This is a genomic window from Paenibacillus sp. PAMC21692, from assembly GCF_014303795.1.
In the GTDB taxonomy this organism is placed as follows: domain Bacteria; phylum Bacillota; class Bacilli; order Paenibacillales; family Paenibacillaceae; genus Pristimantibacillus; species Pristimantibacillus agaridevorans.
The window spans coordinates 4,058,449-4,073,207 of sequence record NZ_CP060293.1; the positions used below are offsets into that span (position 1 = coordinate 4,058,449).

Genomic DNA, 14,759 nt, shown 5'->3' on the forward strand with positions numbered 1-14,759 from the left:
GTTGGAATAGGGTATGGAGGATGATAGATGGAGAACATCCGTATTAGCAGCCGTTATGCCGGTGGAAATATTCGTCTAGTGGATAATATGGGAAATGAAATCCATCTTGAACAGGAGCTGCGAGATACAGCGCAATGGTGGTTTTATTGGAGCTTTCGCGCTGACTCCAGCCTTGCGGAGACGATCGAATTTGTTTTTCAAAATGGCGAAGTTATTGGGCCGTGGGGACCGGCCGTCAGCCGAGACGGAGTTTCGTGGCGTTGGTTAGGACGTGAGGCGGTTATTGCACCCAATCGATTTCGCTATACGTTCGCAGCGGATGAAACTTGTTATTTTTGCTTCAGCATTCCCTATCAAATGCATCATTTCGAGCGCTTTTATGCAACAATCGATAACCATCCGCTTGTCAAACGAGAGGTCTTAACCTTATCCGAACAGTTGAGGCCGATACCCAAGCTTCTGTTGGGAAATCCGCAAGCTGCCGAACATCTTTATTTAACTGCCAGGCATCATGCCTGCGAGTCGACGTCGTCGTATGTGCTGGAAGGTCTGTTGGAGGCATTGCTCGAACCGTCTTCCTCCCTTATTTTTAACGATTATTGCATACACGTAATTCCAATGGTGGATATTGACGGCGTGGAAAACGGTGACCAAGGCAAAGCCAGGGCGCCACATGATCACAATCGGGACTATATCGAATCCCCCATTTATAAGGTGAACGATGCGATTATCCGAGAGATAACTGCCTTAGGGATCATTAAGGCAGGAATTGATTTTCACTGTCCCTACAAATGGGGGGGGAGAAACGATGTACCCTTTATCGTCAAGAAAGGGCCGCCTGTCAAACAAGAAATCGAACGTTTTGGCGCTTTGCTAGAGTCGGCGACCAGCAGACAGGATTACTACGGTCAGATCACGTACAATTCGGTTCATGATATTGAAATGGGCGAGGACTGGAATCAACCGCGTGGTACGAGCGGCAGCGATTTTTTTGCCAGACAAGGAGCCAAGCTCGCTTTTAGCTTTGAAATCCCTTATTTCGGGGTAGAAGAATCGATGGTTTCACCTGTCAATTGCAAAAAGTTTGGGGCAGCCATTGCAAAATCGCTTGAATTATATTTGTTAAGTTACGAATAAGGAAGCGACTGTTCGCTTCCTATTTTTCATAGGTGAATTATTTTTATAAATATGTTATACATAAATAACAGGAAACTTTTGGCATAGCATTGGCCACAGAACGGCGAAGCCCGGAAAGGAGCGCTGGGGGAGTGAATGAATGGTCAGACCGTCGGAACGTAAATAAGGCAATGTTGATGTGTATCGTTTGCCTGCTGCTGTTTCTATCCGGCTGCACCTTGCTTCCGAAGGAAGAGGAGGTGCTGAAGCCGCCTCTCCTTGTACCGAAGCAAGAGAGCTACAATTTGCTTGAGGTCAAGCGGGGAAGCGCTGTCAAGCAAGTAAAGGGAACGGGAACTTTTGAATCGACCAACACCGTCTACCAGGAGTTCGAAGGGGCCGCGGGGAAGATTGTGACGATTTCCGCGAAGGTCGGCGATGAGGTAAGGCGGGGCGACCCGCTCATGGAACTTAACACCGAGGGGCTGGAAATCGTTTTATTGGAGAGAGAGAGGGACTTCGAATTAGCGAAGCTGGCACTGGAGCAGTCGAAGGAAACGCGCGATCCGCAGATTATGAAGATTCGGCTGCTGGAGCTCGACATCGCGCGGAAAAGATTGGACGAAGCGCGTAAACAGCAAGAAGGCAAGGTCATGGTAGCGCAAATCGATGGAATCGTTACCTTTATGGAGGAGGTGGAGATTGGCGATACGATCGAATTGGGAAAGGTTTACGTTGTGATCTCCGACCCGGCTCAAATACGTCTTGCTTATTCGGGAGCGCCGTCCGCCGAGCTTGAAGAGGTGGAGGTCGGAATGGAGGCAGAAATTGCATACGGCGGACAGACGCTCCACGGGTCGGTTACCCAAAGCCCATTTTCGGCTCCCGAGACGGATGATGAACAGCTGGCCGAGAAATACGCCAGAACGATCTACTTTGAGCTGGAAGATACGGGGATTAAGCCAGAGCTCCATACAACTGCGGACATCGTCATTATTCTACTGGAAAAAGACAATGTGATCCTGATTCCAAGAAGCGCCGTACTTACGCTAATCGGCCGCAATTATGTCAAAATATTGGATGGCGATAGCGTGAAGGAGATCGATGTCGAGCTAGGTATCAACACCTTGTCCGGCGTTGAGATCATCGAGGGTCTGGAAGAGGGGCAAATGGTTATCCTCCAATAGCATAGGGGGAATTTCGCGGGAAGGAGGATCGAATGATGGCTCTTCTCATGATGATTATGCGCAAGATGGTCAAAAACAAATGGTTGGAGCTCAGCTTGCTGAGTGGACTTATCCTCTCTGTCGCACTCATTAGCAGCATTCCGATTTATACGGAAGCGATCCTGCAGCGGGTTCTCCTAAAGGATCTGGAGAACCTTCAGGTTTCGTCCGGCAGGTATCCGGGGACGGTGTATTCCAAGGTTTTTATGGGGTCGACTTCCTATTGGGATTCCGGCGATTATGAGCCCGAGCAAAGGCCGCAGGTGCTAAAAGATACAAATGCGTTTATGCAAGAGGATGCGGCTGGGCGTTTTGGACTTCCAGTGAAACATCTAGTGATGGAAGCCGCAACGGATTTGTATTCATTTACCCCGACGGATAAGACCAAAGTAGAATCAGAGACGGAGCGTTTAGCCGATATTGCGGCAAGATCGGATCTTTATGATCATATTACATTGATTGATGGGCGGCTTCCGGCAAGCGAGCCCGTGGACGGCATCTATGAAGCGTTGGTCGTTCAGCAATCCCTTAAAGCATTGAACATGGTGCTCGGTCATGTTTTCGAGATTGAAAACGGGGATGCAAAGACGAAAATTAAGGTGAAGCCCGTAGGTGTTATGGATAAGCTCGATCATTCCGATCCCTATTGGCACAATCATCTCGACGAATACAGAAAGACGTTTTTTATTGATGATGATCTGTTTGAAGCTCATTTCTCATCGAGCAAGGTGCTTCCCGCCGCTAGCGCAAGCTGGCTGTTTGTGCTTGATTATTCGGGTATGGATTTGAATTCGGTACATCAATATATTCAAACGACCGAACGAATCGATACGCATCTCATGAATCGGTTTAGTACCTATTCTCTTGATTCGCCTGCCGTACAAACGGTTGAGACTTACTTTCAAAGAGAAGCGGATTTGAGGCTGCTGGTTTGGTCCCTGTATGTACCTTTAATCATTCTACTGGCTTTTTATTTATACATGGTTTCAAATCTCATTACCGAGCGGCAGAAAACGGAAATTTCCGTGCTGCGCAGTAGAGGAGCAAGCCGACTCCAGGTTTTAATCGGCTATTTAATAGAAGGGATGCTTCTCGGCGTCATTGCTTATGCGGCAGGCCCCCCGATCGGCATGCTGCTGGCCAAAGCGCTTGGCGCCTCAAGCGGTTTTCTGGCGTTTGTCGATCGTACGGCGCTTCCTGTAAAGGTTACCGATGATTCGTATCTGTATGGTCTGTACGCTGTTATCAGTTCCATCCTTATGATGCTTTTTCCGGTATTCCAGGCGACTCGTTTATCGATTGTGAGCCAAAAGCAGCAGGTGGGACGACGTACGAACCGTTTGTTCTGGCATCGGTACTTTTTCGACATGATAGCGGTTGCCGTAGCCATATATGGGCTTTTTGTGTTTAACAGGCAGCGGGAGGATATGCAGAAGTTAGGTGTGGACGCTTCGGCCTTTTCTGTCGATCCGCTGCTATTTCTCGTGCCCGCTCTTTTTATACTTGGTTTTGGTTTGTTGGCGCTGAGGCTGTATCCATTAATGATCCGGTTCATATTCCGGGTTGGAAGAGAGGTCTGGCCGCCTTATCTTTATTCTACGCTCATCCAGGTCGGGAGATCCGGCACGCAGTACCAAATGGTCATGATGTTTCTCATCCTAACGATTGCAACGGGATTATTTAGCGCTAGCGCGGCACGGACATTGAATGACAATCTAGAACAAAAAATCAGGTATAAGAACGGAGCGGACATCGTACTGAAATCGCACTGGCTCAGTGAATCCTCTCTGGCTTCTTCTGGCGGAACACAGCGCATTCAATATGTCGAACCGCCGTATCAAGTATTCACTGAGCTACCTGGGGTTGAGTCAGCAGCGAAGGTATTCGTTCAGAACAATGGATACACTTTGGTTGGCAATGAGCGCGGCTTGGCTAAGGTGATGGGGATTCATACGGCGGATTTTGGCCGCACCGCATGGATTCGAGACGGCCTGCTGGGTAATCATTTTTATGAATATTTGAATTTAATCGCATTGGATCCGAAAGCGGTTCTCATCTCTCGTTCCATTGCGGACAAGGGAGTCCGTCCGGGCGATGTCATTAACGTCGGTTGGAGCGGCGTAGAGCCCAAGACTTTTACGGTGTATGGCATTATTGATTATTGGCCGACGTTCAATCCAAATACGATGAGCATGACAGAAGAACAAACGAATGCCAACCGGCCCTCTTTGGTCGTAGGTCATCTTGAGTATATGCAGAAGGCGATGGCGCTCGAGCCTTATGAAGTGTGGATTAAGCTGGATGAGAATGCGGTCAGGCAGCCTTTTTACGATGCGATAGCGGAGAAAAAGCTAAGCTTGGCGTTCATGACGGATACGCGGGAAGAACTGCAACGTATGGGCAACGATCCGTTTCAATTGGCGCTTAACGGAGTGATGACGTTAGGTTTTTTGATCTCGGTCATCATCAGCTTTTTTGGCTTTCTGCTGTATTGGCTGTTGTCCCTTACGGGTAGAGTGCTGCAATTCGGGATTTTTCGAGCAATGGGCATGTCCTTTGCGCAAATAATTGGCATGCTGATCACGGAGCAGATTCTGATTTCAGGGGCAGCGGTCCTGATCGGCGGGTTGGTGGGCAGCGTAACGAGCACATGGTTTGTAAGCTTGTTTCAGATTTCTTTTAACCCATCCGCACAGGTGCCGCCTTTTCAAGTCATGTTCGATTCAAGCGATACGACGCGGCTGTACTTCGTTGTCATGGTCATGATCGTTATGGGCCTGCTTATTTTGGGCTGGCGGCTGTCGAGGATCAAAATTCATCAGGCGCTCAAGCTAGGGGAGGATTGACTCCATGAACAGGTACGATAAAAATGCGTATTTTTGCATCCTTATTTTGATATTCCTTCTTACGCTCCTCTCGGGCTGTACACTGGCTGTTGAACGCAAAGCGGCAGTTCCGGAGCTCATAGAGCCGGTCAGCGTCGAGCTGGATTTGTTCGAGGTCAAACGGGGAACGCTTGCTTTAGAAATGAGAGGGACCGGGATCATCGTTCCTTCCGCAACGGACTATTATTCCTTCGAGATTGATGGGGAGCTGGGGCAATGGTTCGTCCGGCCCGGAGATATTGTCCATAAAGGCGATGTACTCGTTCGACTGGATTCCGGCAATTTCGACATGCAGCTCTTGCAGCAGCAGTTGGCGGTCGAAAATAGGCAAAGAGCACTAAATCAAGAGCTTGAAGCAGGATTGGACGAGGCGAATACGGACAATCTTTGGCTGCTTCGAACGAATCTGAGGATCGAACAGATGAAGCTCGACCTGCTGCTGGACCGTCAAAGCAAGCGGGAATTAAAGGCGTTAACTGATGGGATCGTGACGTTTGCGGACAGTATCAGAGAGGGCGATCAAGTCATTTCCTATCAGCCGGTGGCAGGCATAGCTCAGACGGATAGGCTGCAGCTTCGATATATCGGCGACCTGTCGTCCCACTTAAGCAATTTGAAGCTGGGGATTTCGGCAGTGCTTACCGATCAAGATGGCTCTCTAAAAACTAAGGGGGTTGTAGCTTCATTGCCGATGGGATCCGCCAATGCTTCTAACTCTTCGCGAGCCGCCATACTTGAGAAAACGTTATTATTCGATTTCGAAAATGAACTTCCCGACTCTATCCAGCTTGGAGATAACCTCGAGTTTGCTTTGGAGCTAGTGCGCAAGGAAAATGCCTTGATCATCCCGCGCGGTGCGCTGCGCAATTATCAAGGCAGGGATTTTGTGCTGGTTGTCGATGGGGAAACAAGTCGCGAATTGGACGTGGAGCGGGGGCTCGTAACGCCGACAGAGGTTGAAATCGTAGCAGGCCTTGCGGAAGGTCAACTGGTCGTTGTCACGAATTGATCGATCGAATGAGTTTATAATTGTGAATGAATTTCAATAAAAGGACCGAAAAATCAGCTAAAACCCGATGTTATTTTATTAAATTTAAAAAACTATTTACATACATAAAATTTGATTTATAATATGGATGCAGGCACAAAACAATACGGGTATTTCCTGCACGGCGGCGAACGATTGGGATGGCCGCTCAAGCTTATTGTCGCAATGAAGGAAATAGAAGAAGGAGTGATCCAGAAGGCCAGCGTGAACGTCTGATAGAAAAGAAGCCCTATAAATTACAAAATGTATGCGTTTACATAACGGGGCTTCGGCAAGGAAAGGGACAAGTCCACCTCTATCATAAGACGGCCAGTTCCGGCAACAAGCCGAGCGGAAATTCGATGAAAACAGGAGGGATTATGAAATGCGCAAACGACTAATCATTGCCGCCATCACTGTCTGCATGCTTTTGCTGTTAAATACAACGCCTGGGATGGCGCCGTCGGCGATATACGCTTCCGACGAAACATGGACGGAGAACGAGTTGAGCGAACAATTAAACGAACTCAACTCCGTAATTGCCGCGGCAAGCCGACCGCAGCTGGTGCCGTTTCTAGAAACCGTGAGGGATGAAGCAACTGCGGTAGTGGGATCCTCGGACATTTCGTTTAAAGAAGGCTTGAAGACGAAGAAGGCAATGAAGTATGCGCTTAAGCTGGCGAAGGATGCCACGACGGGCAGCGCTTCCGGATTATGGACGGACACGCCGTTTATCGTGTATGAAGCCGCAGCGCTCAGCCCGGAAAAACGTCTGCCGAACACGCTTCCGACAGATGGAGCCATTACGGATCAGCTAAACGTTATTTCGGCGCAAGACGAATATGAAGCGGCTTCGTTCGTACTCGCTCCGCTTAGCGACGTAGACTCTGTAACGTTTGCAATATCCGATTTGCAAGGAACGAATAGCGTTATTCCTGCCAGCGCCATTGATATGCACGTCATCAAAACATGGTACCAAGGCGGAACGGCTTGGCAGAGCTATTTCTTTGATGGCTCCAAAAATGTCCTTGTGCCTGAGCTGCTGCTGCATGATGAAAACCTGGTGCGCGTGGATCATGAACTGGAGAAAAACTACATTCGCGTTGATTATCCCGAAGGCTCGCAGTATGTAGATGTCTTTACGAAACCGAATAAAAAATTCGATCATTTGGCCGAACCGGTTGAGGACAGCCCAGTACTGCTGCCAATCGAGCTGAAGCAAGGCGAATCGAAGCAGATGTGGATAACAACGAAAGTGGATGCAGGAACCCCGGAGGGATTCTACACCGGAACGATTGATATTACCGCAGACGGCGTCCCTGCCGGACAAATCACTTTAAAGATCCGGGTGCTGCCGTTTGATCTGCCGGACCCGAAGACGTACTACGATGTGGATAAGGACTTCTATGTCATGTTGTATCACGAGAGTCGTGTGCGGGAGTATATGAAGGAGACGGGCGGAAACGCGGCACTCGTTGACGAGAAGCTGGCGAACGAATATCGGAATATGGCAGAGCACAACGCGGTAAATATTCCGGCGCCGATCTATAACTCATCAGACAGTCAATACTTCTTCCGCCAACTGGAGTTAATGGAGGGGGCCGGACTTGAACTGAATCCGTTGTTTGGCGCGAAACAAACATTTCCCGAGTATACGATTTTCACCCACTACAGCAACTATCTCAATTGGAAAGCGAAATATGAAGCCGATCCAACGCCGGAGAATCAAGCCAAGATGGATCAATTTTACACATTATGGCGCCAAGGGGTAGAGGATTTTAAACCGGTCCTCGATGAAGCTTTTGCGACCATTAGCAACTATGTCGGGCATACGAACATTTATTTCGACGGTTGGGACGAAGCGGGCTGGTCGATGCTGCAATTCCAGCAAGAGCTTTGGAAGTATATCCAGGATGAGCTTGGCGGAAAGGTATTCGCGTCAGGACATGGCTCTCACTTGGAGCTGGAAACGAAGGAACAATTTTTAAACTGGGCAGGAGAAATGACGAGGGAACAGGCCGCTAATTGGCATGCTTTGGGCGAAGATAAATTGATTACCAGCTACGCGTATCCGCATACTGGTCCGGAAAACCCGGATTTGATGCGTCAACGCCACGGCATGTGGCTGTACAAAGCGAATTATGACGCTACTTATAACTATATCTATTACGAGAACTTCCTTAACACCTGGAACGATGATGTGGATGCTACGTACCGCCAGCTCGCCTTGGTTTATCCGACGCAAACCGATATCATTGACACGCTCGCATGGGAAGGGTTCCGCGAAGGCATCGACGATATTCGTTATGCGACGAAGCTGCAGCAGGTTGCGCAGGATGCAATCGCCTCCGGTCAGGCGGATCGTGTCGAAGCCGCAAATAAAGCGCTGAATTGGCTGGAAGTCAGCGATGAGCGCTCGATGTCCGCCGATTTGATCAGGCTTGAAATGATCTACCATATCCTTCGCATGCTTGAGCTTGCGGAATAAGGAGGGGGGATATCCATGAGGAGAAAAACGAAAAGAAGCGTTCTGCTGATGTTCGCGCTTGTTCTGCTGCTGAGCCTGCCGCAAGGGATGGCAGCTGCTGGGGAAACCAAAAATGTTTATGAGGTTACCTATTCTTCGGAGGATCTATCAACGCCGATGGATTGGTACAACAGCGATTACTTCGACAATCCATTGTACAAGGAGAACCGATTCGTCCAGTACTGGGTGCAAACGCCAATTGCACCCGGCGGCCCGCGGGATACAGGCTTCTATATGGTTTATAACGAGGAAGGGCTAAATATCTTCTTCCAGTCAAACGAGTCGGAGAGAACCGAGGACGGTGTACTAAAGAGCAGCGCGATCGAGCTCTTTATGCAGACCGGTCAAGGAGACCTTCCTTATCATCAGATGATCATCCATATGGATGGCAGCTCTCATGAGTATTACGAATGGCAGACCGAGAATCGCGACAATCGTCCTTTTAAGGATTTCGTTTCCGTGACAAACGAAGAAATTCCTACAGGATGGGGGACCGTGTTGTTTATTCCGTGGGAAGCTGTCTACGATTATGTGCCGCTGGATGGCGAAAAGTGGGAGTTCAGCATGATCCGCTGGTCCCCCTCTAACTCACCGACATGGGGAGGCAACGTGCATCAGCCGGGCAGGTTCCATGAGCTGAAATTCACGGTACCAACGGCGGAACAACGTACATTGATTCAGAAAAATATGATTGTAAAGGCGTGGGAGGAGTTCGGCTCGACAGCAGCAGAAGTGACCGCTGTATGGCAGACGAACGGAGATGCGGCTGACCGGCAATTTTTTAATACGCATGTTCAACCGCTGATTGCGGCGGGCGAGGCGAACGGAAGCCCCATTCCGAATTTGGACAGCTTGAGCCCTTCGGAGATTGATGAGCTGTGGGATCATGTCGAATCGTTGACGGAGCTCCGGTACGACGTTGAGGATGAACGGAAAGTATATTTGAAGAAGCTGTTGATGAGCGAAAACGAGGCGCCAACAGTAGAGAATTCGACGCACACCACTTACGTGAATACGCCAGTAAGCGGAATCGTTGCCGCAACGGACGCGGACGGAGATGCTTTAACGTATGCGCTCGGAGCCGCTCCTGCTCAAGGTACGACAACGGTGGACACGGATGGCAATTGGACGTATACGCCGAATGAGGACTATATAGGCAGCGACCAATTCACGGTCATCGTAACGGATCCATCCGGCGATACGGCGACGTCGACGATTGATCTGGTCGTAAAAGCTGCTCCGGAAATAAGCGTTGTCTTGGATAAAACGGAATTGTCGCCGCCTAATCATAAGATGGTGCCGATCGAAGCGACGATTACGCACAGTGACGGTCATTCTGCCATTGCCTCATTCGAGCTAGTCTCGATTACCAGCAACGAGGAGGACAATGGTTCTGGGGACGGGAATACTTCGGATGATATACAGGATGCCGATTTTGGAACGGCCGATACTTCATTTAGCTTGCGGGCTGAGCGATCGGGCAGCGGAAACGGGCGTATTTATACGGTAATCTATTCCGTAGTCGATCATGAGGGGTATACGACTACGGTTTCTGCCGAGGTAAAGGTTCCGAAAGGGAAAGGGAATTCATGAGTATCGGAATTTAGAGTCATCGGCTTTGAGATGAACTGAATCGTAGTTTATCATGACGGTTGTCGCAGGATCGGCCACGTTTGTGGTCAATCTTGCGACAATTTGGTTTGAGGTATTGTTTTTTATCTAATATTTGAAAAAAGATTCACAATGGTGAAAATAATGATTGACTACCCCTAGCTACAGATATAAAATTTTGGTATATGGAAAAAAGGAGGGGGAAGATGAAAGACAACGCGCAAAAGAAGAAAAAGGTGGCGGCTATCGTTACAGAATACCGCTACAACTCCCATGCGGAGGTCATTTTGGGGCGGCTTTTGGGCAGCTTTCAATATGAGCCGCAGATCGAGGTTGTCTCCATCTATACCGATCAAGTTCCGAAGGGGGATATGAGCAGGGAAGAGGCAAAGAAGCATCGTATACCGATTTGCGCTACAATCGGCGAAGCCATTCGTGCCGCCCATTCCGAGGGGCCCGTCGATGGCGTCGTTATTATTGGGGAACATGGAGACTATCCGTTCAACGAGAAGGGAATGCATATGTACCCGAGGAGGCGCTTTCTGGAGGAAACGATTGCGGCCCTCGACGAGCTCGGGCTGGCGGTTCCTATTTTTTCCGATAAGCACTTGGCATACGATTATAACGATGCTTTATGGATGTACAATGGGATGAAAGCGCGAAACATTCCGTTTCTGGGCGGTTCCTCGATTCCGCATACCGACCCGGTGCCTGCATTCGATCCGGATAACCTGAAAACATTATCCGAAATATTGATGATTAGTAATGGAGGGCTTGAAGCATACGGCTTTCACGCCATGGATATTATGCAATCGCTTGCAGAACGAAGAACGGGCGGCGAGACAGGGGTTCGTTCTGTCCAGCTGATCGATGGAGTCGGCGGAGAAGTATGGGCGATGATGGATCGGGGGGAGTGGCCCGAGGAGCTGCTTTTGCATGCGCTGCAGGCGTATCCTGATTTGCCGAATGCGATTCCGAGAGAAAGCGAGCCGGAGCCGGCCTTATTTATCATCGAATATAAAGATGGGACGAAGGGCTATATTATTCAGTTCAAGAGACTGACGGAACTGTGGGGTTATGCCTATCGGTATGGGGAGAATCAAGTGGCGGCTGCCGTGTGCGACAGCGATCTCGATCGGCCCTTCAAGCATTTTGAACGGTTAACGCAAATAATCGAAGCATTCATCATGACAGGAGAGCCGCCGTTCCCGATGGAACGAACGCTGCTTTCGACAGGGATGATCTGTCTTGCAATGGAGTCCCTTTATAATAGAAGAAAGATGGATACGCCAGCGCTTGAGATTACATATTCGCCATTTGAAACGTATTGAAGAAGATCATTTCTGGAGGGAAATTTTATGAATCATCATTTAAATGCGGCTATCCCCGAGCAGTATACATCATTTGTGCAACTGCCCAATAGCGAAGGGCATAATGCAGTCTGGGATTTTGTGCGATCGCCTGACGGGCGGTTTTTTGTAAGCGTATGCGGTGAAAACGAAAAGCCATTAACGGCCTTGCTTTACGAATATTATCCGGAATCGGGAGAGCTGCGGCTCATGTTCGATGTTGCGAAAATATGGGTTGTCGATCATCAGCAAATGCCGCCAAGCAAGATCCATACGAGCATTGACTTTCTGCCCGACGGGAAACTAATTATGGCTACGCACAACACGGCGCCGGCTCCTGGTCATAGACAATGGATGTTCGAGCAGTTTTACGAGCATCCGTGGGAAGGCTACCCGGGTTCGATCCTGATGATAGTCGATCCCGACACGAACGAGGTTGGGGTCAAAGGCATTCCGGTGCCGAGAGAAAGCATTTATGGCGGAATGCTTGGCAACGATGCTCGCTATTATTATTTTTTGGGTTATATGAGAGGACATTTCTACAGGATCGACTTGGAGACGAACGAGGTCACGGATTACGGCAAGGTATCCGAATTTTCCTCCTGCAGGCTGGTGAAGGATGAAAGGGGGCGCTTCTATGGCAGCTCCTATACGGGGGGCATCTGGCGATATGATCCTGAACGGGATGAAATAGAAGATTTAAAAATACAATTCCAATCCCCGAACGGAACAAGACATCGCAGACAGTTTATATTTGCGCTCCATACCCCGCGTAACACGTTGCTGATGGTCGACAACGTAGACAGCGAAATTATCGAGCTCCATCCGGAGACGCTCGAGGTGACAAGGCACGGTTATATCCATCTGCCCGGCGAAGCGCCGATCAATCCTTATGGAATTGGCGGATTTGCCGCCGACGAAAATTTTGTCCTTTACTACGGATTGAAAGCAAATGACGGCTATTGTCCGATCCGACTGGTCAGATGGGATCTATTGAACGGAGGCCAGCCTGAAAATTTAGGACTTGTCGTTCCTAATGGGCTGGATTCGCAATATATTTGCGAAATGATTTTTGATGATCGCGGCATTCTTCATATGGTGGATGTATGCGGCCAGTTCTCTCCATATATATTGGCGGTAGATGTAAAGCAGCTTCAGCCGCCAGGAGAGGATGCGCCAGCGGCGGAGCTCCACCCTTATTGGGAGCCCGCTTACAACGGCGTTGGCAGCCCGGCATTTATGCATATCGTTGCAGACAGAACCATAACCTTGCCCCTTCATCAGCATATGGATTGGAAGCATACCGTTGTGAGTCATGTGCGGACAGCGGCCGGGAATGTGTATACCGTTAGCGGCCAAGGATGCATCTATCTAACCGAGTCCGACTATACCGCCCATGCACCGCGGCGAATCGAGCGCGTATATGACGGCGGAGCCCCTGTTTCCTGTATCGATCTGGATGATCGATCGGTTGCCGTACTGACTGCGAACGGCTTTATCGTCGAAATCGATCTGGAATCAGGCAGTTGCAGGGAAACGTTAGCCGTCCCGCGCGAGCTTGAACTCGTCAAACTGCAAGGCAGGCTAGGAAAAGACAATTTGCTTGCGAGCGATCGGGAAGGCGGCATCCATATTTGCGATTTAGGCGGCGGTATCATACGCAGATTAAACGGTTTACGAGTCGAGACGGAGCTCGCTTGTTTAATTCAACTGGATGACAATCATCTCTTGATGTCCGGTCCGAATGACGAGCTGCTGATCTATGCGGTTGCAGAAGAGAGAGCCGACAAGCTGTACGTTCGAACCCCTTCGATTCGGGGCAGATCGTTTAAAGCGACCGTGACGGGTGGCGCCGTGCTTGCCGATGGTACTGTAGTGGCGGGTACGGAGGATGGCATGTTATTTACGTTATCGCCGGATCACGGAACTTCGACGACCTATGGAAGACTTTATTCCAGCGGGGAGCTTCGCCAGTTCATCAAGGTAAACGATGATGAGGTCATCGGCGTATACGGCGGCGTCAGGGATGCAGGGCATGTCTTTCATTTCTCGAAGGCCGGCGGATTTGTTGATCTGGGAAGGCCAAGGGTTATCAAGGATAATAACGAGGTCGCCGAGCAGGATACGGAATGGGCCGATATTCATTATATTTCTGACCTGGCATATTCGTCCGAGGACGACTTGCTGTGTATCGCTTCCGGCGAGAAGCAATACGGATGCCTTGTCCGCTATCAAGGTGTTCAATTCGGTAACAATTAATGCGAACCCTGCAGTTGCAAGCACATAGAGGTTACTCGGACTGTTTCCCTGAAAATACGATGCTCGCATTTCGTGAAGCGATCAAGGCAGGTGCTGACGGCATCGAGATGGACGTCCACAAGTCTGCCGATGGCGAGTACGTGATGATGCATGATCCTACTGTAGATCGTACGACCAATGGAACAGGGGTTATTGAGCAATTAAGTTATGCCGGATATTTAAATACGCTTGATGCGGGATATCGGAAGGAACCTGCATTCGCAGGCAGGAAAGAGACAAGAATCCCGACGCTGAGGCAAGTGCTGGATGAATTTCAGCACTGCGGGGTTGCCCTTATCCTGCATGTAAAACAATTGTCGGCGCCGGATTGCTTGGCCCTGTTACGGCAAATCGAGAGCCGGAGCATGCTGGATCAGGTTGTGATTTTCGGAAGACCTGCCGTAATCAATCAAGTGAAGCGGACGCAACCCTTGGCATTTACGCAAAATGACGGAGCTCCAGGACCTGACGGTTATGGGCCGATCCTGCGCAATGCGGTCGAATACGGACATCCGGCGGTTAGCGTCAGTGCCGAGGCTGTGACACAAGAGATGGTCAACGAAATAAGAGATAGCGGCAAACTAGTTCATTGCTCTTTTTTATCAGAGGATTATGAAAGAAATATGAAGCGATTGCTCAGCCTCGGAGTTGATTTTATCTTAGGTAATGATATCGGAAGAATGGCGAAGGCAGTCGATTTTGAAAAAAGAGGGTGATTCG

10 protein-coding genes are annotated in these 14,759 nt (G+C 49.5%); all 10 read left to right on the forward strand.

Annotation, left to right across the window (positions count from 1 at the left end; all coding sequences use genetic code 11):
• Positions 1–27 precede the first annotated feature (27 nt).
• The 10 genes from H7F31_RS15985 to H7F31_RS16025 all read left to right on the forward strand — a co-directional run bounded on the left by H7F31_RS15985 (position 28) and on the right by H7F31_RS16025 (position 14,755).
• Positions 28–1,137 carry a M14 family zinc carboxypeptidase gene (locus H7F31_RS15985; protein ID WP_187104996.1) on the forward strand — a complete coding sequence of 370 codons (1,110 nt, stop codon included), beginning with the start codon at positions 28–30 and terminating at the stop codon, positions 1,135–1,137.
• A 131-nt stretch (positions 1,138–1,268) separates the two neighbouring features.
• Complete coding sequence (locus tag H7F31_RS15990) at positions 1,269–2,303, forward strand: efflux RND transporter periplasmic adaptor subunit (protein ID WP_187104997.1); 1,035 nt, start codon at positions 1,269–1,271, stop codon at positions 2,301–2,303.
• Positions 2,304–2,338: 35 nt separating this feature from the next.
• The gene (locus tag H7F31_RS15995; RefSeq protein ID WP_187104998.1) at positions 2,339–5,188 is read left to right on the forward strand and encodes an ABC transporter permease; all 2,850 of its coding nucleotides are present in this window, start codon (positions 2,339–2,341) and stop codon (positions 5,186–5,188) included.
• Positions 5,189–5,192: 4 nt separating this feature from the next.
• Positions 5,193–6,236 (forward strand): efflux RND transporter periplasmic adaptor subunit, encoded by a 1,044-nt coding sequence (locus H7F31_RS16000; RefSeq protein WP_187104999.1) that lies wholly within the window; start codon positions 5,193–5,195, stop codon positions 6,234–6,236.
• Between the two features lie 123 nt (positions 6,237–6,359).
• A complete protein-coding gene (locus tag H7F31_RS34195; RefSeq protein WP_261800442.1) occupies positions 6,360–6,491 on the forward strand; it encodes a hypothetical protein in 132 nt (43 codons plus the stop codon).
• 148 nt (positions 6,492–6,639) lie between these two features.
• Positions 6,640–8,742: a hypothetical protein gene (locus tag H7F31_RS16005; RefSeq protein ID WP_187105000.1), complete on the forward strand. Its 2,103-nt coding sequence runs from the start codon at positions 6,640–6,642 to the stop codon at positions 8,740–8,742.
• 15 nt (positions 8,743–8,757) lie between these two features.
• The gene (locus tag H7F31_RS16010) at positions 8,758–10,374 is read left to right on the forward strand and encodes an Ig-like domain-containing protein (RefSeq protein WP_187105001.1); all 1,617 of its coding nucleotides are present in this window, start codon (positions 8,758–8,760) and stop codon (positions 10,372–10,374) included.
• Between the two features lie 224 nt (positions 10,375–10,598).
• Positions 10,599–11,723 carry a hypothetical protein gene (locus H7F31_RS16015; RefSeq protein WP_261800443.1) on the forward strand — a complete coding sequence of 375 codons (1,125 nt, stop codon included), beginning with the start codon at positions 10,599–10,601 and terminating at the stop codon, positions 11,721–11,723.
• Between the two features lie 27 nt (positions 11,724–11,750).
• A complete protein-coding gene (locus H7F31_RS16020; protein WP_187105003.1) occupies positions 11,751–14,000 on the forward strand; it encodes a hypothetical protein in 2,250 nt (749 codons plus the stop codon).
• Positions 14,001–14,014: 14 nt separating this feature from the next.
• Entirely contained in the window at positions 14,015–14,755 is a 741-nt protein-coding gene (locus H7F31_RS16025; protein WP_187105004.1) for a glycerophosphodiester phosphodiesterase, read from the forward strand.
• Positions 14,756–14,759: the final 4 nt, after the last annotated feature.

What these genes read in the sequence shown, in the direction of transcription:
- H7F31_RS15985 (WP_187104996.1), top strand. Translation starts at nt 28, where the DNA reads ATGGAGAACATCCGTATTAGCAGCCGTTATGCCGGTGGAAATATTCGT.
- H7F31_RS15995 (WP_187104998.1), top strand. Translation starts at nt 2,339, where the DNA reads ATGGCTCTTCTCATGATGATTATGCGCAAGATGGTCAAAAACAAATGG.
- H7F31_RS16000 (WP_187104999.1), top strand. Translation starts at nt 5,193, where the DNA reads ATGAACAGGTACGATAAAAATGCGTATTTTTGCATCCTTATTTTGATA.
- H7F31_RS34195 (WP_261800442.1), top strand. Translation starts at nt 6,360, where the DNA reads ATGGATGCAGGCACAAAACAATACGGGTATTTCCTGCACGGCGGCGAA.
- H7F31_RS16005 (WP_187105000.1), top strand. Translation starts at nt 6,640, where the DNA reads ATGCGCAAACGACTAATCATTGCCGCCATCACTGTCTGCATGCTTTTG.
- H7F31_RS16010 (WP_187105001.1), top strand. Translation starts at nt 8,758, where the DNA reads ATGAGGAGAAAAACGAAAAGAAGCGTTCTGCTGATGTTCGCGCTTGTT.
- H7F31_RS16015 (WP_261800443.1), top strand. Translation starts at nt 10,599, where the DNA reads ATGAAAGACAACGCGCAAAAGAAGAAAAAGGTGGCGGCTATCGTTACA.
- H7F31_RS16020 (WP_187105003.1), top strand. Translation starts at nt 11,751, where the DNA reads ATGAATCATCATTTAAATGCGGCTATCCCCGAGCAGTATACATCATTT.